The organism is Rhodococcus sp. HNM0569 (genome assembly GCF_012726205.1).
GTDB lineage: Bacteria > Actinomycetota > Actinomycetes > Mycobacteriales > Mycobacteriaceae > Rhodococcus_F.
In genome coordinates this window covers 306,559-325,494 of sequence record NZ_JAASAE010000001.1, presented here as the reverse complement: position 1 = coordinate 325,494, position 18,936 = coordinate 306,559, and the positions used below count along the sequence as shown (strand labels likewise).

24 protein-coding genes and 1 pseudogene are annotated in these 18,936 nt (G+C 69.1%); 16 read left to right on the top strand and 9 right to left on the bottom strand.

What is annotated here, in order from left to right; genetic code table 11:
- Window positions 1-61: 61 nt before the first annotated feature.
- A complete protein-coding gene (locus HCA44_RS01505; RefSeq protein WP_169646745.1) occupies window positions 62-1,048 on the top strand; it encodes a TerC family protein in 987 nt (328 codons plus the stop codon).
- 15 nt (window positions 1,049-1,063) lie between these two features.
- Here the strand turns inward: HCA44_RS01505 and HCA44_RS01500 are convergent, their stop codons facing one another.
- Window positions 1,064-1,348: a YciI family protein gene (locus HCA44_RS01500; protein WP_169646744.1), complete on the bottom strand. Its 285-nt coding sequence runs from the start codon at window positions 1,346-1,348 to the stop codon at window positions 1,064-1,066.
- A gap of 48 nt (window positions 1,349-1,396) precedes the next feature.
- A complete protein-coding gene (locus HCA44_RS01495; protein ID WP_169646743.1) occupies window positions 1,397-1,942 on the bottom strand; it encodes an amino-acid N-acetyltransferase in 546 nt (181 codons plus the stop codon).
- A gap of 101 nt (window positions 1,943-2,043) precedes the next feature.
- On the opposite strand from HCA44_RS01495, the gene pgsA reads away from it, so the two are divergent.
- From pgsA to HCA44_RS01470, 5 genes are all read left to right on the top strand, one after another.
- The gene (pgsA, locus tag HCA44_RS01490; RefSeq protein ID WP_169646742.1) at window positions 2,044-2,688 is read left to right on the top strand and encodes a CDP-diacylglycerol--glycerol-3-phosphate 3-phosphatidyltransferase; all 645 of its coding nucleotides are present in this window, start codon (window positions 2,044-2,046) and stop codon (window positions 2,686-2,688) included.
- 2 nt (window positions 2,689-2,690) lie between these two features.
- On the top strand, window positions 2,691-3,197 hold the full coding sequence (locus tag HCA44_RS01485; protein ID WP_169646907.1) for a CinA family protein: 507 nt from the start codon (window positions 2,691-2,693) through the stop codon (window positions 3,195-3,197).
- Window positions 3,198-3,262: 65 nt separating this feature from the next.
- Entirely contained in the window at window positions 3,263-3,586 is a 324-nt protein-coding gene (locus HCA44_RS01480; RefSeq protein WP_169646741.1) for a helix-turn-helix transcriptional regulator, read from the top strand.
- Between the two features lie 201 nt (window positions 3,587-3,787).
- Window positions 3,788-4,618, top strand: coding sequence for a PspA/IM30 family protein (locus tag HCA44_RS01475; RefSeq protein WP_169646740.1), 831 nt, complete (start codon window positions 3,788-3,790; stop codon window positions 4,616-4,618).
- Between the two features lie 6 nt (window positions 4,619-4,624).
- Window positions 4,625-5,440 carry a hypothetical protein gene (locus HCA44_RS01470; protein ID WP_169646739.1) on the top strand — a complete coding sequence of 272 codons (816 nt, stop codon included), beginning with the start codon at window positions 4,625-4,627 and terminating at the stop codon, window positions 5,438-5,440.
- Window positions 5,441-5,484: 44 nt separating this feature from the next.
- Here HCA44_RS01470 and HCA44_RS01465 read toward each other — a convergent pair whose 3' ends face one another.
- Genes HCA44_RS01465 through HCA44_RS01455 form a run of 3 tightly spaced genes read right to left on the bottom strand, consistent with a single transcriptional unit; the run spans window position 5,485 to window position 7,381 of the window.
- Window positions 5,485-6,084: an energy-coupling factor transporter transmembrane protein EcfT gene (locus tag HCA44_RS01465; RefSeq protein WP_346764536.1), complete on the bottom strand. Its 600-nt coding sequence runs from the start codon at window positions 6,082-6,084 to the stop codon at window positions 5,485-5,487.
- Between the two features lie 2 nt (window positions 6,085-6,086).
- Complete coding sequence (locus HCA44_RS01460) at window positions 6,087-6,767, bottom strand: ABC transporter ATP-binding protein (protein WP_169646738.1); 681 nt, start codon at window positions 6,765-6,767, stop codon at window positions 6,087-6,089.
- A gap of 14 nt (window positions 6,768-6,781) precedes the next feature.
- On the bottom strand, window positions 6,782-7,381 hold the full coding sequence (locus HCA44_RS01455) for a biotin transporter BioY (RefSeq protein WP_169646737.1): 600 nt from the start codon (window positions 7,379-7,381) through the stop codon (window positions 6,782-6,784).
- A 222-nt stretch (window positions 7,382-7,603) separates the two neighbouring features.
- On the opposite strand from HCA44_RS01455, the gene HCA44_RS01450 reads away from it, so the two are divergent.
- From HCA44_RS01450 to HCA44_RS01410, 10 genes and pseudogenes are all read left to right on the top strand, one after another.
- A complete protein-coding gene (locus tag HCA44_RS01450) occupies window positions 7,604-7,765 on the top strand; it encodes a hypothetical protein (RefSeq protein WP_169646736.1) in 162 nt (53 codons plus the stop codon).
- Between the two features lie 46 nt (window positions 7,766-7,811).
- Entirely contained in the window at window positions 7,812-8,585 is a 774-nt protein-coding gene (locus HCA44_RS01445; RefSeq protein WP_169646905.1) for a PIG-L deacetylase family protein, read from the top strand.
- Window positions 8,586-8,705: 120 nt separating this feature from the next.
- Complete coding sequence (locus tag HCA44_RS20865; RefSeq protein ID WP_346764514.1) at window positions 8,706-9,206, top strand: transposase; 501 nt, start codon at window positions 8,706-8,708, stop codon at window positions 9,204-9,206.
- 12 nt (window positions 9,207-9,218) lie between these two features.
- Window positions 9,219-9,854 (top strand): annotated as a pseudogene (locus HCA44_RS20860) (RNA-guided endonuclease TnpB family protein); the annotation flags it as partial.
- Window positions 9,855-9,996: 142 nt separating this feature from the next.
- Entirely contained in the window at window positions 9,997-11,160 is a 1,164-nt protein-coding gene (locus tag HCA44_RS01435; RefSeq protein ID WP_169646735.1) for a nucleotide disphospho-sugar-binding domain-containing protein, read from the top strand.
- Window positions 11,161-11,226: 66 nt separating this feature from the next.
- Window positions 11,227-11,421 (top strand): DUF3046 domain-containing protein, encoded by a 195-nt coding sequence (locus HCA44_RS01430; RefSeq protein ID WP_169646734.1) that lies wholly within the window; start codon window positions 11,227-11,229, stop codon window positions 11,419-11,421.
- Between the two features lie 223 nt (window positions 11,422-11,644).
- Window positions 11,645-12,688: a recombinase RecA gene (gene recA, locus HCA44_RS01425; protein ID WP_169646904.1), complete on the top strand. Its 1,044-nt coding sequence runs from the start codon at window positions 11,645-11,647 to the stop codon at window positions 12,686-12,688.
- A gap of 2 nt (window positions 12,689-12,690) precedes the next feature.
- The gene (gene recX / locus HCA44_RS01420) at window positions 12,691-13,281 is read left to right on the top strand and encodes a recombination regulator RecX (RefSeq protein WP_346764513.1); all 591 of its coding nucleotides are present in this window, start codon (window positions 12,691-12,693) and stop codon (window positions 13,279-13,281) included.
- A 49-nt stretch (window positions 13,282-13,330) separates the two neighbouring features.
- On the top strand, window positions 13,331-14,431 hold the full coding sequence (locus HCA44_RS01415) for an FO synthase (protein WP_169646733.1): 1,101 nt from the start codon (window positions 13,331-13,333) through the stop codon (window positions 14,429-14,431).
- Window positions 14,428-15,924 carry an NAD(P)/FAD-dependent oxidoreductase gene (locus HCA44_RS01410; RefSeq protein ID WP_346764512.1) on the top strand — a complete coding sequence of 499 codons (1,497 nt, stop codon included), beginning with the start codon at window positions 14,428-14,430 and terminating at the stop codon, window positions 15,922-15,924. Before HCA44_RS01415 ends, HCA44_RS01410 begins: the two co-directional genes overlap by 4 nt.
- Window positions 15,925-15,930: 6 nt before the next feature.
- On the opposite strand, the gene HCA44_RS01405 is transcribed toward HCA44_RS01410, so the two are convergent.
- The 4 genes from HCA44_RS01405 to HCA44_RS01390 form a co-directional block, all read right to left on the bottom strand.
- Window positions 15,931-16,320, bottom strand: coding sequence for a hypothetical protein (locus HCA44_RS01405; protein WP_346764511.1), 390 nt, complete (start codon window positions 16,318-16,320; stop codon window positions 15,931-15,933).
- Window positions 16,321-16,380: 60 nt separating this feature from the next.
- The gene (locus HCA44_RS01400; RefSeq protein ID WP_169646732.1) at window positions 16,381-17,268 is read right to left on the bottom strand and encodes an amino acid ABC transporter permease; all 888 of its coding nucleotides are present in this window, start codon (window positions 17,266-17,268) and stop codon (window positions 16,381-16,383) included.
- Window positions 17,265-17,945 (bottom strand): amino acid ABC transporter permease, encoded by a 681-nt coding sequence (locus HCA44_RS01395; protein ID WP_169646731.1) that lies wholly within the window; start codon window positions 17,943-17,945, stop codon window positions 17,265-17,267. The genes HCA44_RS01400 and HCA44_RS01395 overlap by 4 nt, the downstream gene beginning before the upstream one ends.
- Before the next feature lie 92 nt (window positions 17,946-18,037).
- On the bottom strand, window positions 18,038-18,871 hold the full coding sequence (locus HCA44_RS01390) for a glutamate ABC transporter substrate-binding protein (RefSeq protein ID WP_169646730.1): 834 nt from the start codon (window positions 18,869-18,871) through the stop codon (window positions 18,038-18,040).
- Between the last annotated feature and the right edge of the window lie 65 nt (window positions 18,872-18,936).

The following is an 18,936-nucleotide window of genomic DNA, read 5'->3' as shown; positions in this document are numbered from 1 at the left end:
CGTCAGGCGATCGGCGGGAGAGACCTCCGGTGACGTTCCAGTCAACCGGAGGTATACGTAAGTGCATGTCTCGCTGCTCACCTGGGTGATCACCATCGTGGTCATCCTGGGGCTGTTCGTGTTCGACTTCTTCGCGCACGTGCGCACGCCGCACGCCCCGTCGCTGCGCGAATCGGGCTTCTGGTCGGCCGTCTACATCACGCTCGCCATCGTGTTCGGCCTGATCGTCCTGTGGATCTGGGGGCCCACCTTCGGTGGCGAGTACTTCGCCGGGTTCGTCACCGAGAAGGCACTGTCGGTCGACAACCTGTTCGTGTTCGTCATCATCATGTCGTCCTTCGCGGTGCCCCGCGAGTACCAGCAGAAGGTGCTGCTGATCGGCATCGTGATGGCACTCGTGATGCGCGGTGCGTTCATCGCGGTCGGCGCGGCCGCGATCAACACGTACGCGTGGGTGTTCTACCTGTTCGGCATCTTCCTGATCTACACCGCGGCCAAACTCATCCGTGACCACGCCAAGGGGGAGGACACGGAGGACTCGAAGGACAGCAGGATCGTTCGGCTCGCCAAGAAGGTGCTGCCCACCACCGACGAATACGACGGCGACAAGTTGATCACCAAGGTCGACGGCAAGCGTCTCGTGACGCCGCTGCTGCTCGCGCTCGTCGCGATCGGATTCACCGATGTGCTGTTCGCGCTCGACTCGATTCCCGCGATCTACGGCCTCACCCAGGAGCCGTACCTCGTCTTCACCGCCAATGCGTTCGCGCTGATGGGTCTGCGGCAGCTGTTCTTCCTGATCGGCGGTCTGCTCGAGCGGCTCGTCTACCTGTCCTACGGGTTGTCGGTCATCCTCGCGTTCATCGGCGTCAAGCTGATCCTGCACGCGCTGCACGAGAACTCGCTGCCGTTCGTCAACGGCGGCGAGTCGGTGCACGTCCCCGAGGTGTCCACGACGCTGTCGCTCACCGTGATCGTCGGTGTGCTCGTCGTGACCACCGTTGCGAGCCTGGTCAAGACCCGCGGCACCGCAGACACGTCGTCGTGACGCCGGCGGGCGCGTTCACTCGCTGAACGCGCCCATCACCGGTGTCCATTCGACGAACTCGCGGGCCGCCACGAGTCCCGCTCGCGCGAACGGGTCGTCGTCGAAGAGTTTCTCGACGGCGGCGGCGTCTGCTCCGCGTGCCACGATGAACGCGCCGCTGCCGTCGGCGAACGGGCCGGTGGTGACCACGGCGCCGCGGTCGACGAGGCCCGCGAGCCAGGCACGGTGCTCGGGACGCCGCACGTCGCGCTCGGCGGCGTGCTCCGGGGCGTAGGTGTAGCGGACGACGACGTGCTTCATCGAGGGATGTTCCTTTCGGGAGAGCCGCCCGGAGGTCGGGGAGTCCGGTCAGAGGGCGAGCAGCATGCGGGTGTTGCCGAGTGTGTTCGGCTTGACGTAGCTCAGGTCGAGGAACTCGGCGACGCCCGCGTCGTACGAGCGGCACATCTCGGCGTACACCTCGGCGGTGACCGGGGTGCCGTCGATCTCGACGAAGCCGTGCCGCGCGAAGAAGTCGACCTCGAAGGTCAGCACGAACAGTCGCTCGAGTTCGAGTTCGCGCGCGACCTCGATCAGCTTGTCCGCCAGCAGGTGCCCGATGCCCTGGCCCTTGGTGATCGGATCGACCGCCACCGTGCGCAGTTCACCGAGATCGGCCCACAGGACGTGCAGGGCGGCGCATCCGAGTACCTGGCCGTCGCGCTCGGCGACCCAGAACTCCTGGACCGATTCGTACAGGGTGACGAGGTTCTTCTCGAGCAGGATGCGACCCGAGTAGATGTCCACGATGCGCTTGATGTCCGGCACGTCCGACGTCCGCGCGCGGCGCACGATCCACTCGCCCGACGGTGCGTCCGACGGCGGGGGAGTGGCATCACTCGTGACGGGAGTCATGGGGTGAACAGTAGCGCTCACGCGAAACGATATTCTTGCCACGTGTCTGCTCGCCCGAACTGCCCCGCCGTCAGCCCTCCGAGGCCCGACGTGGTGGTCGCGTGAGCACGCAGCGCGACGTCACGGCCTCGTCCGCAGCCGCGGGAGACTCGGCGCACGACAGCGCCCACGTCCCCGTCCTGAACATCGCGAACATCCTGACGATGCTTCGGATCGTGTTGGTGCCGGTGTTCCTCGTCGTCCTGTTCGTCGGCGACGGCCACGACACGCGGTGGCGGATCGCGGCGTTCGGCGTGTTCGCGGTCGCGGCGGTCACCGACCGCATCGACGGCCAACTCGCCCGGCGCCTCGGTCTGGTCACCGACTTCGGCAAACTCGCCGACCCGATCGCGGACAAGGCGCTGATCGGGGCGGCGCTGGTCGGCCTCTCGATGCTCGGCGACCTGCCGTGGTGGGTCACGATCGTCATCGCGGCCCGCGAACTGGGGATCACTCTGCTGCGCTTCGCGGTTCTGCGGTACGGAGTCATTCCCGCGGGACGGGGTGGCAAGCTCAAGACACTCCTGCAGACGTTCGCGATCGGAGTGTTCCTGCTGCCACTGCCTGCATCGGGGCCCGTGCTGATCGTGGCGTGGGTGCTGATGTCGGCCGCCGTCGCGCTCACCGTCGCGACCGGTCTCGACTACGTCGTGCAGGCGGTGCGGCTGCGTTCGGGCGTCCGCCACGCCCCGGCGACCGGCGCGTGAGCATGGCGGGCACCGATCCACTGACCCCGGGCTCGCGCGTCGACGAGCTGGTGGCCGCGCTGCGCCGCACGTCCGGAACGGTCGCAGCGGCGGAGTCGCTCACCGCGGGTCTGTTCACGGCGACCGTCGCGGGCGTCCCGGGCGCGAGCGCGGTCCTGCGGGGCGGGCTCGTCGCGTACGCGACGGATCTCAAGCACGTGCTCGCCGGTGTCGACGACGAGATCCTGCAGCGTGACGGGCCCGTCGCGTCGAGCACGGCGCATGCACTCGCGGTGGGCGCCGCCACCCGCTGCGGTGCGGACTGGGGCGTCGGGCTCACCGGTGTCGCAGGCCCGGACCCGCAGGACGGACACCCCGTCGGCACGGTGTTCGTCGCGGTCGCCGGTCCCGGCGGGGTCACCGTCGATCGGCACGCGCTTGCCGGAAACCGCTGGGAGATCCGCACGGCGACGGTATCGGCCGCTGTGTCGAGGCTCCTGGTACGCGTGCAATCGGACACGACAGGATAGGGTCGGGAACCAATCGGTCGCATGCGGACGTTGTGCTCACAGGTGTCGGATGAAGGAGGAGCGAGATGGCGCTGCTTTTGCGGGAGGCGATCGGCGAGAGTCTCCGCCGTACGCGCGTTTCCCAGAGCCGAACCCTGCGTGAGGTGTCCAACAGTGCACGGGTGAGTCTCGGCTATCTGTCCGAGATCGAGCGCGGCCGCAAGGAGGCGTCGAGCGAACTGCTCGCGGCCATCTGCGACGCACTCGAGGTGCCGCTCGCCGACGTCCTCGTCGACGTCAGCGTGTCGCTCGCCGACACGCGCAGGGTCGAGCCGGCCGAGGCTGCCGTCGGTATCGATCGCGAGACACGCGTCGTCATCCCGGCGCCGCACGCGCTCGCCGCGGCCTGACCGGTCGGCGCGCGCGGACGATCGCGCGTCCGAAAGCACGTTGGTGATCCTGCTCACGCGCAGATCGGTCACAATGGACATGAGGCAAGTCGAGAACAGGACCGGGACGCGGACGGCGTCGGCGGTGCATACGGTGCGTGACGGTCGCGCACCGTGGTCGCGTTGGGGCGCGGCGGAACAAACGGAGGCAGGATCACAACCATGGCAAATCCTTTCGTCAAGGGATGGAAGTACCTCATGGCGCTCTTCAATTCCAAGATCGATGAGAAGGCCGACCCCAAGGTTCAGATTCAGCAGGCCATCGAGGATGCGCAGCGCCAGCATCAGGCCCTGTCCCAGCAGGCCGCATCGGTGATCGGCAATCAGCGTCAGCTGGAGATGAAGCTCAGCCGCCAGCTCGACGAGGTCGAGAAGCTCAACGCGAACGCGCGCCAGGCGGTCAACCTGGCCGATCAGGCGCAGGCGGCGGGCGACACCGACAAGGCCGTGCAGTACACCAACGCGGCCGAGGCGTTCGCGGCGCAGCTCGTCACCGCCGAGCAGGGCGTCGAGGATCTCAAGGCGCTGCACGATCAGTCGCTGCAGGCGGCGACGCAGGCGAAGAAGGCCGTCGAGCAGAACGCGATGACGCTGCAGGCGAAGGTCGCCGAGCGCACGAAGCTGCTGAGCCAGCTCGAGCAGGCCAAGATGCAGGAGCGGGTGAGCGAGTCGTTGCGCACGATGGACAGCACGCTGTCGGCGCCCGGCAACACCCCCAGTCTCGATGCGGTGCGCGACAAGATCGAGCAGCGCTACGCCACCGCCCTCGGGTCGGCCGAGCTGGCCCAGAACTCGGTGCAGGGCCGCATGATGGAGGTCCAGCAGGCGAGCGTCCAGATGGCAGGCCACAGCCGCCTCGAGCAGATCCGCGCCTCGATGAAGGGCGACGCACTCACGTCCGGCAGCGACCAGTCGGCGTCGTCGAGCACTCCCGCGCAGCCTGCGCAGCCCGCCACCGAGGCCGAGAAGCCCGGCGAGGCCGGCCGCCAGTAACACGCCATGAGCACGTCACGTCGAGACCGGTCGGGTGTCACCCGGCCGGTCTCGGCCGTCTCCGGCATCGAGAGTGTCGCCGACACGGTCGGCTCCGTCGGCAGGCAGGCCCTTGCATCCGCACGCTCGTGGCGCGACCCGCGCGCACGCGAACGACGCAGGCGCCGGCGCATTCGCAGGCGCGCGTCGTTCTTCGGTGCGGGCGCAGGTGCCGGGGCCGTCTCCGCGGCGTCGTTCGCGGTCGCGGGCGGTCCGGATGCGGCGGTCGTCGCGTCGGGTGGTGTCGCGGCATTGCTCGCAGTGCCGGCGGTTGCGGGATGGACCGCGTATCGCCGCGTGCGCGGAGCGCCGCTTCCGATGGGCCGCGCACCGCGCAGGGCAGTGCCACCGCGGCCGTCGCGCGCACACGAACCCATGGACGCCCTCGTCCGCGGCGAGCAGGCGCTCTCCCGCATCCTCGGTGTCCTCGACCGTGCCGCGGTCGTCGACCCCGGCGAACTCGCCGACACCTACGAGGTCGCGGCCGCGACAGCCGACGCGATGTCCGCGCTCGCACAGGACGTCGTCGCGCTCGAGCAGGCCGCTCGCGACCAGCCGTCGGCCCGCGCGACCCTCGACGCGTCCGCCGAGGCGGTGGCTCAGCAGCTGCGGGCGGGGGCCGACGGGTACGCGCAATTGGTGACTGCTGCGGCCGAACTGACCGGCGCCGACCGCGGTGGAGATCTCACCGGTGTCGGATACCAGGTGGCCGAACTCGGCCGGGCGACCGACCGGCTCGCCGGGCTGTCCGCAGCGCTCGTCGAACTCGAACGCCGGTACTGACCGTCTCCTACCGCGTCTCGGGCGCTCAGGGAGGCGGTCAGGCCTCAGTCGTCGACGCCGCGCGCGGCGAGGGCGTCGCCCATGTGATCGGCGGTCACGAGAGTGCCCACGACGACCGGTACGACGAATGCGCGCAGCGAGAACCCCAGCCCACGCGCGCGACGGGCATCGCGCACCCGCGTCACCACGGTCGTCAGCAGAGGCACCGCGCGGATCGTCATCGCGAGGACGAGACCCACGCGTTCGGGATCGACGCCGACGCGCCGCAGCGGCGCGAGGACTCCGACGACCGCGTCGAGCATGTCGGACACGCGGGTCGTGAGGGTCACGAGCGCCGCGCCGGCCACGGCCAGCAGCAGGACACCGCACACCACCACTGCGCGTGCCCAGCCCGTGAACACGAGCTGGAAGACGAAGACCACCAGGATCATCCACAGCACCGGACGCAGCTGGCGGGCCGCGACGCCCGCGGGCACCTTTGCGCAGGCGAATGCGGCGGCGACCACGGCTGCGGCAGGCACGAGCTGCCACGGCGCGCGGACGAACACGCTGATCGTCACGATCGCGGCGATCAGCGCCGCGACCTTGACGCCCGCGGGCATGCGATGCACGACCGTGTCGCCCGGCCGGTACTGCCCGAGCACGCTCACGACACCGATTCCCGGTAGAACTCGATGGTCGGGCGGGGTGCGCCGTCCGCCACGACGCGGCCGCCGTCGACGACGAGCACGCGGTCGAAATCGTCGAGCAGGTCGAGGTGGTGCGTCACGACGACGAGTTGCTGCGGCAGCTGCGCGAACGTGCGGGCGATCGTGCGAGTGTTGCGCAGATCGAGCAGCGTCGTGGGCTCGTCGGCGACGAGGATCCGCGGCTCGGCCACCATGACCGCCGCGAGCGCGAGCATCTGCTTCTGCCCACCCGACAGCAGGTGTGGCGGGTGATCGGCGTGGCCCGCGAGCCCGAATCGATCGAGGACGTCGCGCACCCGCGCCTCGCGTTCGGTCTTCGACAGTCGCGAGCGGCGAAGGGAGAAGGCGACGTCCTCGGCCACCGTCGGCATGATGATCTGGTGGTCCGGGTCGGTGAACACGAATCCGACCGTCCGGCGCACCTGACGCCCGTGCCGCTTGGTGTCGACGCCGTCGACCGTGACGGTCCCGGAGGTCGGGACGACGAGGCCGTTGATCATGCGCGCGAGTGTCGACTTGCCGCCCCCGTTCGCACCGACGATGCCGATGCGGTGCTCGGTGAGGGTGAGGTCGACGTCCGACAGCACCGTCCGGTCGTCGTAGGCGTGGTGGACGCCGCGGAATGCGATCTCGGGCATGCGGGGCCGAGCGGTCAGTTGGCTTCGGAGGGGCGCGGGGCGCGCGACACCCGTGCCGTGCCCCGCGCGAGTGACGGGTACGCGCGATGCACCTGGGCGGCGACGACGCCGGTGACGACGGCCTTGACCGCGTCGCCCGGCAGGAAGGTCGCGTTGGCGGTGAGTGCCTGCCAGAACGTGAGATCGGTGCGGATCATCATGCCCGCGAGGCCGAACGCGTAGAGCACCACGACGCCGCCGAGGAATGCGGCCGCGACGGCGGAGAGGGTGCGATGTCGTGGTGCGAGGCGAGTGGTGAGCCAGCCGACGACGGCGACGGCGGGAATCCAGCCGATCAGGAAGCCCATCGTGGGGCTCGCGAGCGACGTGAACGTCGTGCGCCCGCCCGCGAGAACGGGCAGCGCCAGTCCGACCGCGATGACGGTGAGGATCGACAGCGTGCCCTTGCGTGCCCCGAGCAGTGCGCCCGCGAGCATCACGCCGAGCGATTGCAGCGTGATCGGCACACCCGACGACCCGACCGTGATGGTGCCGGGCAGTCCGAGCGCGATGACGAGGGCCGCGAACACGGCGACCTGAGCGAGATCGCGAGCGGTGAGGCGTGTGGACGACACGGTGTCGATGCTCCTGTCGATGCGGGCGTGAACTCGGCGAGTCTACGCCGGGGCCGCGTGAGGAGGCCCACTCAGGGGAGTCCCTGATCTTTCCCCCATTACCGGTTGCGGGCGGTGACGGCCCGTGTGGCACGTGCCAGGCTGGAGGGCGCGTACCGGGAGATGTGATTCGTGAGGCCTGGACCCGGCGGCGCATCCTGTACAGGCCTCCGGGAGGACACGATGTTCTGGAAGATTCTCGGCGCGCTGCTCGTCGTGTGGATCGCGCTGGCGCTCGTCGGTGCCGTGATCAAGGGCCTGTTCTGGCTCGTGGTGCTCGGGGCGATCGTCGCGGGTATCTACCTGTTGGTCAAGGCGATGTCCGATACCAAAACGCGTAGTTGACGCGCATCGGCCCTGCCATGCTGGAGCCATGAGCGAGTTCGAGGTGGTGCGGTCGCTGCCCGAGGACTGGACGCGCGCGATCGTCGTGGTCGCGCATCCCGACGACATCGAGTACGGCTGCGCGAGTGCGGTCGCGCGATGGACGGATCAGGGCAAGGACGTGCGCTACGTCCTGGCGACGAGCGGTGAGGCAGGCATCGCGGGCCTGCCGCCCGCGCAGTGCGGGCCGCTCCGTGAGGACGAAGAGCGCAGATCCGCGGCCGTCGTGGGCGTCACGCACGTCGAGTTCCTCGGGCACCGCGACGGGCAGCTCGAGGCGGGCCTGGCGCTGCGCCGCGACCTCGCCGCGGCGATCCGTCGTCACCGGCCCGATGTCGTGGTGACGATGTTCTTCGGGCACGCGTGGCGCCCCGACGACGACGCGGCCGACGCCCCGCCCGACGGCGGTGTGAGTCGGCAGGCTCTGCCGGACGGAGGCTTCGTCAACAGTGCCGACCACCGCGCGCTGGGCGTCACGGTGCTCGATGCCGTGGCCGATGCCGCGAACGAGTGGATATTCCCCGAACTCGCCGAGCAGGGGCTCGCACCCTGGCCGGGGGTGCATTGGATCGCGGTGAGCGGGCCGGGACGCTATGCCGTCGACGTGTCCGACTACGTCGAAGCGGGCGTCGCGTCGCTCGAACAGCACGCGCGGTATCTCGAGGCGCTCGGGCCCGAGCCGGTCGCGGTGCGGGCACGCGATCAGGTGGAGGCCGTCACCCGTCGCCGGAGGGGGTTCGATGCCGAGCACGCCGTCACCTTCGCGCTCTACCGCGCGTGACCGCTGTACCGCGCGTGACCGCTGTACCGCGCGTGACCGGAGAACGTAGCGCGCAAGCCCGGTCCTTCAGGGCCGGGTTAGCGCATCAAGTGTGTCGGTGGTCAGGAATAGGGTTTGCCTGTGCAGTTGCGATACCAGTTCCGCGTCTACCCGACGCCGGGCCAGCAGAACATGCTGGCCCGGTCGTTCGGGTGTGCGCGGGTGGTATTCAACGATGCACTGCGCGCCCGGCAGGACGCATACGAGGCCGGGGTGACGCTCTCGGACACCGACGTACAGAAACAGGTAGTCACCGCAGCGAAGAAGACTCCACAGCGGGCGTGGCTGGCCGAGGTGGCGTCGGTAGTGCTGGTGCAGGCCTGCCAAGATGCGCGGCGCGCCTATCGGAACTGGTTCGACTCGATGTCCGGCAAACGCAGGGGCCGCAAGGTCGGTGCGCCGCGGTTCCGGTCCCGCAAGGACAACCGGCAGGCGATCCGGCTCACTCGCAACGGCTTCACGCTCCGCCCGAACCGGAAAGTGTATGTCGCGAAGGTCGGCGAGCTGAAGGTGGAGTGGACGAGGGATCTGCCGTCGGTACCGTCGTCGGTGACGATCATCAAGGATTCGGCGGGCCGGTAGTTCGCCTCGTTCGTCGTCGAGGTCGAGCAGCAACCGCTGCCCGAAGTCGATGCCGAGGTGGGTATCGACTTGGGTCTGACCACGTTTGCGGTGCTCTCGGACGGGAAGGTCGTCGAGTCGCCGAGGTTTCTGCGGCGTGCGGAGCGCACGCTCCGCAAGGCTCAGCAGACCCTTTCCCGCAAGGAGAAGGGCAGCAGGAATCGGGCCAAGGCGCGCCTGCGTGTCGCCAAGGCACACGCCCGGGTGGCCGATTCGCGTCGCAACTTCGCGCACCAGCAGTCCACGGCGATCATCCGCGACAGCCAAGCGGTGTTCGTCGAGGACCTGGCGGTGTCGGGGTTGGCGCGCACTCGGTTGGCGAAGTCGGTACACGACGCCGGATGGAGCATGTTCACTCGCATGCTCGAGGAGAAAGCCGCACGATATGGGCGGACGTTCGTGAAGATCGACCGCTGGTTCCCGTCGTCCCAGACGTGCTCGGCGTGTCGAGTGGTCGACGGGCCGAAGCCGCTCTCGATTCGAGAGTGGACGTGTGCAGCGTGTGGTGCGGTCCCCGACCGCGACCTGAACGCTGCGAAGAACATTCTCGCCGCTGGACGGGCGGAGAGACGAAACGCCTGTGGAGGGACCGTAAGTCCTGCCGCGTAGCGGGAGGCAGGTCCCGGTGAAACAGGAACCCACCGAAGCGGCACGACGTGCCGCTGTAGGAATCCTGGTCGTTCACGGCCGGGAGGACGTCAAGTAGCACTGCGCTGCGAGTCACGGTCGTGCGGTGTGTCACAGTGTGCGCGTGCGAGTCGCCGTCGTCGCGGGCCCCGATGCGGGTCACGCCGTTCCTGCCGTCGCTCTGTCGCTGCTCTTGCGCGATGCAGGTGACGAGGTCGTCCTCTACACCGGCGAGCGGTGGCGCGCGCAGGCCGGCGCCGCGGGCGTCGACGTGCGGCTCCTGCCGGGTCTTGCACCGCGACCCGAGGACGACGACCTCGACGCGGGCGCGCGCATCCACGCGCGCGCGGCATACATCGCGACCGAGTTGATGCCGTTGCTTCGTGACCTCGGGCCCGACCTGATCGTGTCCGACATTCTCACCGCGGGCGGTGGTCTCGCGGCCGAGATGCTCGGGATTGCCTGGATCGAACTGTCCCCCCATCCCTTGTATGCGCCGTCGCGGGGGCTTCCGCCGATCGGGAGCGGCCTCGCGCGCGGCGAAGGTCTGCGCGGGCGGTTACGTGACGCCGTGATGCGGGCGGCGACCGCGCGGTCGATCGCCCAGGGCCTGAAGCAGCGGGCCCGCGCCCGCACGGGAATCGGGCTCCCGGCACGCGATCCCGGGCCCACCGCGCGGATGATCGCGACCCTCCCGGCACTCGAGGTGCCGCGCCCCGACTGGCCCGAGGCCACCTCCCTCGTGGGCCCGTTGCTGTGGGAGCCGACGGAGGTCGTGCTCGCGCCGGCGCCCGGGGATGGTCCGCTCGTCATGGTCGCGCCGTCGACGGCGTTCACCGGTGCCGAGGGCATGGTCGACGCGGCACTCACGGGGCTCGAGGGCACGGGGGTGCGGGTGATCGTGTCGGTCCTGGACGGGTCGGCCGGATCGGCGGGGGAAGCTTCGTGGGTCAGCGCGGGCCTCGGACGGCAGGACGCGATGCTCGCGGACGCGGACGTCGTGGTGTGCGGCGCGGGGCACGGCATGCTCGCCAAGGCGCTGTTGCACGGGGTTCCGGTCGTGGCGGTCCCCGGGGGCGGCGACCAGTGGGAGCTCGCGAACCGTGCGGCGCGGCAGGGCAGCGCAGTCGTCGTACGGCCCGCGACGCCGGACGCGTTACGTGACGCGGTCGAGACCGTGCTGGGTGATCCGCGTTTCCGTGACGCGGCGCAGCGCGCGGCGGCGAGCGCCGCGAGCGTCCACGATCCGGTCGCGGTGTGCCGCACGGTCGTCGCTCGCGCGCGGTGATCCCGTTCTCGTGAGCCCGATGTTCACCGTGTCGTGGCGTGTCCGGCCGGCGGCTACGGTGGGGGAGTGCGACTGACCGAATTCCACGAAATGGTCCGCCACGAGTTCGGCACTCTCCGCGGTGAGGCCCTGCTGGCGGACCACGTGCTGGCGGGTCTCGGGGGACTCACGGCCGCTCAGGCGATCGAGGCCGGGCACGACCCGCGCGACGTGTGGCGCGCACTGTGTGTCGAGTTCGACGTGCCGCCCAGCAGGCGCTGAGCCCCCTCCCACGGCAACACTCGTGCCCGCGTGTCGCGCGTCCGGTGTTCGATCTCGAACACACGTTCGTTTACGCTGTGTGTGCACGGCACCGTGAACATGTCGGTGGGTGTCTCTAGGCTCGCGGCAGATCGGTTCGCACGACCGCAACCACCGGCCCGCGACCGCAACGACAGGCCTTCGAGGCACGGATCGCGTACAGACTTCGAGAATGGGGACGACCATGGCACCACAGGCGCACGACAGGGACAAGGCTCTCGATCTCGCTCTCGCGCAGATCGACAAGAACTTCGGCAAGGGCTCGGTGATGCGTCTGGGCGAGGGCGTACGTCAGCCCATCGCCGTCATTCCCACCGGCTCCATCTCGCTCGACGTCGCACTCGGCATCGGCGGTCTGCCGCGAGGCCGTGTCATCGAGATCTACGGTCCGGAGTCGTCGGGTAAGACGACTGTCGCACTGCACGCAGTCGCCAACGCACAGGCGAACGGCGGTATCGCTGCCTTCATCGACGCCGAGCACGCGCTCGATCCCGACTACGCGCAGAAGCTCGGTGTCGACACCGATGCGCTGCTCGTGTCGCAGCCGGACACCGGCGAGCAGGCGCTCGAGATCGCCGACATGCTGATCCGCTCGGGTGCGCTCGACATCCTGGTGGTCGACTCGGTGGCGGCCCTCGTGCCGCGCGCCGAGATCGAGGGCGAGATGGGCGACAGTCATGTCGGTCTGCAGGCGCGTCTCATGAGCCAGGCGCTGCGCAAGATGACGGGCGCGTTGTCGAGTTCGGGCACCACCGCGGTCTTCATCAACCAGCTGCGCGAGAAGATCGGCGTCATGTTCGGTTCGCCCGAAACCACGACGGGTGGCAAGGCGCTCAAGTTCTACTCCTCGGTGCGTCTCGACGTCCGTCGTATCGAGACCCTCAAGGACGGTTCCGATGCGGTCGGCAACCGTACCCGCGTCAAGGTGGTCAAGAACAAGGTCGCACCGCCGTTCAAGCAGGCCGAGTTCGACATCCTGTACGGCCAGGGCATCTCGAAGGAGGGCTCGCTCATCGACATGGGCGTCGAGCACGGCTTCATCCGCAAGTCGGGCTCGTGGTACACGTACGAAGGCGACCAGCTCGGCCAGGGCAAGGAGAACGCGCGCAAGTTCTTGCTCGAGAACACCGACATCAGGGACGAGATCGAGAAGAAGATCAAGGAGAAGCTCGGCGTCGGCGCCGACGTCACGGCCGCGGCCGACGAGGACGCGCCGGTCGAGTTCTGATCGTGCGGTCCGACCGGCCGACCGGCGGTTCCGGCGCATCGTTCCGTGGGACGGAGGCGCAGGCGAAGGACGTCTGCCTGCGCCTGCTCGCCGATCGTGCCCGCAGCCGCGCCGAGCTCGCCGACAAGCTTGCCGCGAAGGGGTTCGATCCCGAGGTGGCCGAGCGCGTCCTCGATCGACTCGCCGAGGTTCGTCTGATCGACGACGCCGACTTCGCCGAGCAGTGGGTGCGTTCACGGCACACGTACTCGGGGCGCGGCAAACGTGCACTCGCGGTCGAGTTGCGTCGCAAAGGAGTGGGGCCCGAGGACGCGGCACGCGCCCTCGATCTCATCGACGCGGACGACGAGCGGGCGCGCGCCACCGAGCTCGTCGCTCGCAAGCTCCGCACGATGTCGGTCACCGACACCGACAAGGCCACCCGACGTCTCGTCGGCATGCTCGCGCGGCGAGGTTTCGCCGCATCGATGGCATTCGAGATCGTGAAGTCCCAGATCGCCGCGAAGTCGCAGATCGAGGAGCAGAGTGAGTCGGGGCCGGGGATCGGTGGCGACGAGCCGAGCGACGGGCTCGACGTCGCGGTCGACGAATGACCGGTCACCGCGCGGTAGTCGTCACAGCCGTCGGGCATACCATCGGGCCATGACTGTGCGGTCGCGGTGGGCAGGAGAGCTCGAGGCACCCGACGGCGCCGTGGCTGCGGCGCTGCGCAAGGCAGGGGTCGATGCGGCCTCGCTCGACGACAACGAATGGGCGACGCTCGTGTGTGCGCGCGGTGCGCACCTCGACGCGTTGTGCGGGCTCGCCGACGAGGCCCGGCGCGACGCGGTGGGCGACGTCCTCACCGTCGTCGCGAACCGCAACCTCGACACGGGCTTCGTGTTGGATCGCACGGACGATCTGCTCGAGACACTCGTGCACGAGGCCTGGCAGCTCGGTGCCACCGAGATCTGCATGCAGGGGCCGGCGCCCGTCGGCATCGCCGACGGGTATCTCGAGGCCGTCCGCCGGATCAAGGCTGCAGCGCCGGGCATGCACCTGCATGCCTTCCGCGCCCCTGAAATGGTCGACGGCGCACGCCGTCTCGGCGTCGACGTCCCCACATTCCTGCGCCGTGTGGTCGAGGCGGGGCTCGACTCGATGCCGGGCACCGCGGCACTCGTACTCGACGACGACGTGCGGGCGGCGCTCGGCGGCACCGCCACCGGATTCGCGCCTGCACACTGGGTCGAGGTGATCACCGCAGCCCACCGTGCCGGTCTGCGCTCCACGGCCACGATCGTGTACGGACATCTCGAATCGGCCGAACACCAGGTGGCGCACATCCGGAGTCTGCTCGACATCCAGGCGAGCACCGGCGGTTTCACCGAGTTGATCCCGATGCCGATGGTCGCGCAGAATGCGCCGCCTCATCGCGCCGCGCTCGCGGGCACCGGACCCAGCGTGCGCGAGAGCCGCGCAATCCATGCAGTGGCGCGGTTGATGTGCCGCGGCGCGATCGACCATGTGCAGGTCGCGTGGACCAAGCTGGACCCTGCGGCGGTGCGCGCGATCCTGCGCGGCGGCGCGGACGACTTCGGGGGGCTGCTGATGGACGGCCGCATCGAGCCGGAGGCGGGCGCCGAATCGGGGCGCCAGTACTCACTCGACGACGTCCGCGCCCTGGCCGACGACCTCGGCCGCGAGTTTCGGCAGCGCACCACCTCGTACGGAGACCTCCCGGGCGTGGGGAGTGGTGCGTGAACGACGCGCGTACTGCAACCCGGGCCGCGGAGGACACTCGGCTCGAGGTCGTCGACGTGGCGATCGTCGGCGCGGGCCTGGCCGGTATCGGGATGGCGACGCGCCTCGCGCGCCGTGGTCGCGACACCTTCGTCGTGCTCGAACGGGCAGCCGACGTCGGCGGCACGTGGCGCGACAACCGGTATCCGGGGGTCGCGTGCGACGTGCCTGCGCGCATCTACGAGTACTCGTTCCGGCCGCCGGGGGACTGGTCCTCGTTGTTCGCCGACGGTCACGAGATCGCGCGGTACCTGCGTGACACGGTGCGGGACGAGGGGCTGGCCCCGCACATCCGGCTGCACACCGAGGTCGTCGAGGCCCGCTTCGACGACGAGCAACGCCGCTGGCTGGTGGCGACCACCACAGGCACCGTGCTCGCGCGGGTGCTCGTCACCGCGGTGGGCAGGCTGTCCGAACCGCGTCTGCCGGACGTCGACGGCGTCGACGAATTCCCCGGCTCGTTGTTCCACTCCGCGGCGTGGGATTCGTCGGCGCCCATCGAGGGCGCGGCGGTGGCGGTCGTGGGTACGGGAGCGTCGGCGGTGCAGATCGTGCCGCAGCTCGCGCGCTCGGCGCGTTCGGTCGTCGTGCTGTCCCGCACGCCGCCGTGGATCGTGCCGCGCGGCAACCGGCGCTACAGCGACGAAGAACGGCGTATGCGCCGCGACGAGAGCACGGCGCGCGCCGAGCGCGACGACTTGTTCGCGGATGCCGACGTCAACGTGCGCGAGCGGCTCGGCCCGGGCGACGAACTCGAACAGATCCGCGAGAAGGCCCTCGGACATCTCCGGCGCCAGGTTCCGGATGCGCGATTGCGGGGTCTGCTGACGCCGTCCTACGAGATCGGATGCAAGAGGATCCTGCTGAGCGACGACTTCTATCCCGCGCTCGGCGAGCCGCACGTGACGTTCGAACCGTCCGCCCTGGCCCGCATCGACGGCGATGCCGTCGTGGCCGCGAGTGGAGCCCGGTACACCGTCGACACCGTCGTCGCGGCGACCGGCTTCTTCGCTACCGACATGCCCTTCGCGCAGCGTGTCGTCGGACGGGGCGGCACGACCCTCGCACAGCGGTGGAGCCGCGGTATGACGTCGTACGCGTCGACCGCGGTACACGGTTTTCCCGACATGTTCGTGCTCGACGGACCGAATGCCGCGCTCGGCCACAACTCGGCGCTGTACATGATCGAGACACAGATCGACTACGTGCTCGGCGCGCTCGACACGTTGGCCGCGGATCCTGGATTGTGCCTCGAAGTCACCGAGGACGCGGAGGCCGAGTACACCCGTGAGATCGACACGCGGGCAGAGTCGACGGTGTGGCTGCGTGGCGGGTGCGAGAGCTGGTACGTCGATCCGCGCAGTCACCGTTTGACGTTGTTGTGGCCGGGCACGGGCGCGTCGTTCCGCGAACGCAACGGCAGGTTTTCGGCCGCGCCGTACCGGCAGGTGTGACGGCGGTCAGTCGGCGCCACCGCGGCGTCGTACGCCTGTGGCGGCCAGGACGAGTCCTGCCGCCGCGAGGACGAGGTGTGCGTACGGTGCGCGGATCTCGAGTACCACGATCTGCCACACGACCCACACGACGAGCAGCAGTCCGATGCCGGCCGCCGCGAGCGGCATGTGCGGCGCCTGGTACACGATGCCGGCGGCGCACAACAGCGGCAGCACCCCGAATGCGACCAGGGTGAACAGTCCGGCCCAGCGGTAGTCCCACGTGTGCCAGTCCGGGAGCATGCTCGTGTCCCATCCCATCGTGCGCCCCGACGAATCGGAGACGAGCGCGATGCCGGTGAACAGACCGGACGCACCGAGTGCGACCAGGATCAGCATGCGCAGCGTCGACGTCACGCCCACATCATGCGACACGGACCGGCCCGGGCGGGCGAGAGGGCCCGAATTCCCTGTGTCTCAGCGTTTCGTGTCGGTGAGGTCCATGCCTGGCACATTGGCCGCAGCGTCGGGCGCGACGGCCTGCGTGCCGCGCTTGCCGGCCCGCAGGCGCTTCTCGACCCACGTCGCGAGGTAGGTGAGCGCGGTGTTCAGCGCGATCATGATCACGGCGACGACGACGAGCGACGGCAGGTAGTTGCCGTAGAAGGCGCCGAGTTGCTGGCCGGAGCGGACGACCTCGACGTACCCGATGAGGTAGCCGAGCGCGGAGTCCTTCAGCGCCACGACCATCTGCGAGATGATCGCAGGCAGCATCGCGGTGACCGCCTGCGGCAGCAGGATCGTCGCCATGACCTGGCTCTTGCGCATGCCGAGCGCGTATGCGGCTTCGGACTGTCCCTTCGGGAGCGACTTGATGCCTGCGCGCACGATCTCGGCGATGACGGAGCCGTTGTAGAGCGTGAGACCGACGATGACCGCCGCGAGTGCGAGATATTTGGATTTGAAGACCTGGTACTCGGCGAACACCTGGTACGCGAAGAGCATCAGGATCAGGACCGGGATCGCACGGAACAGTTCGACGACGAAACCCGCGACGGTGCGGATGATGCGGTGGTCGGACAGTCGCGCGATTCCGAGGACGGCGCCGAGGATCAGCGCGAGCACGATCGACACGGCCGCGGCGATCAGCGTGCCGCGGATGCCGGGCAGCAGGTACGTGGTCCACGACGTGGAATCGGTGAACGGCTTCCACTTGTCGGAGGTGAGCTGACCCTTGTCGTCGAGTGCGGCGTAGACGAGATATCCGACGCCGACGACGAGCAGGGCGACGATCGCGGACGCGCCGCGGTAAAGGGTCTTCGCCTTCGGGCCCGGGGCGTCGTAGAGGACTGTGGCTTGGCTCATCGGGCGACCTCGAATCGCTTGCTCAGGTATCCGAACAGCAGACCCATCGGCAGGGTCAGGACGACGAAGCCGAGAGCGAAGATGCCGCCGACGACGAAGATCGCGGCTTCGTTCTCGATCATCGTCTTCATCAGCAGCGACGCTTCCGCGACGCCGATGACCGACGCGATGGTCGTGTTCTTCGTCAGCGCGATCAGCACGCTGCCGAGGGGCGCGAGAACCGCGCGGAATGCCTGCGGCAGGACGACGAGCCGCAGGTTCTGTGCGAACGTGAGACCGAGCGAGCGACCGGCTTCGGACTGACCGACGTTGACCGTGTTGATACCCGAGCGCAGCGACTCGCACACGAACGCCGCGGTGTAGACACTCAGGCCGAGCACGGCGAGCCGGAAGTTGTTGTCGGCGAGGAAGGTCGGCGACTCCTCGGCAGCGAGCGCGACACCCATCGTCTGGAAGAGCCCGAACGAGCAGAAGATGATGATCAGGGTCAGCGGGGTGTTCCGGAAGATCGTGACGTACGCCGCGCCGATCCAGCGGGCGACCGGCACGGGGGACACGCGCATCGCGGCCAGGACGGTGCCGATGATCAGTGCACCGACGGCCGAGAGCGCGGTGAGTTTCACCGTCATCCAGAACGCGTCGATCAGCTGATCGCCGTACTTGCTCAGTAGATTCACTAACCCTCTCCCGGATCTGGGTGGTCAGGCTCGTGTGCCCCCGGTCCGGTCGACGTTCGGCCGGACCGGACCGGGATGCGCACGGGGGTGGTTCAGTAGCGGTCGACCGTGGGCGGCGACGGCAGCGGGTAGCCGGACGCGCCGACGGTCTCGTCGAATGCGGTTGCCCACGAACCGTCGTCGATCATCGACTGGATCGCGTCGTTGATCTTGCCGCGCGACTCGTCGTCGCCCTTCGCGAGGCCGATGCCGTAGCGCTCCTCGGTGAACGGCTCGCCGACGACCTCGAGCTCACCGGGATACTGCGCGGCGTAGCCGGCGAGGATGATGTCGTCGGTGGTGACGGCGTCGACCGAGCCGTTGCGCAGCGCCTCGACGCATGCGGAGTACGTGTCGTACGGCTGCAGCTGGACGTCGCCCGCGTAGTTGTCGGTGATGTTCTGCGCGGGCGTCGAGCCGGTGACCGAGCACAGGCGCTTGCCGCCGGACAGCGACTCGGGGCCGGTGATGTCGGTGTTGTCGGACCGCACGAGCAGCGACTGGCCGGCGACGAAGTACGGGCCGGCGAAGTCGACCTTCTCCTTGCGGGCGTCGGTGATCGAATAGGTCGCGACGACGTAGTCGACTTCGCCGTTCTCGATGAGCGTCTCGCGCTGCGCGGAAGGCGCTTCCTTCCACGTGATGTTCTCGGGCGCGACGCCGAGCTTGTCGGCCACGTACTGCGCCACCTCGACGTCGAATCCGCTGAACGTGCCGTCCGGATTGCGCAGGCCGAGCCCGGGCTGGTCGAACTTGATACCGACCGTCAGATTGCCTTCCGCGGCACTCTGCGACGCGCTCTTCTGCTCGTCGCCGCCGCACGCGGTGGCCACGAACGCGACGGCGAGCGCTGCGATTCCCACTCGGATCGAACGATTGATCCTCATCGAGTTCCCTTCTCTGGTGTGAAACCGTGTCGTACTTCGAAGCCGGTGCCGGTCGGTGACTCGCC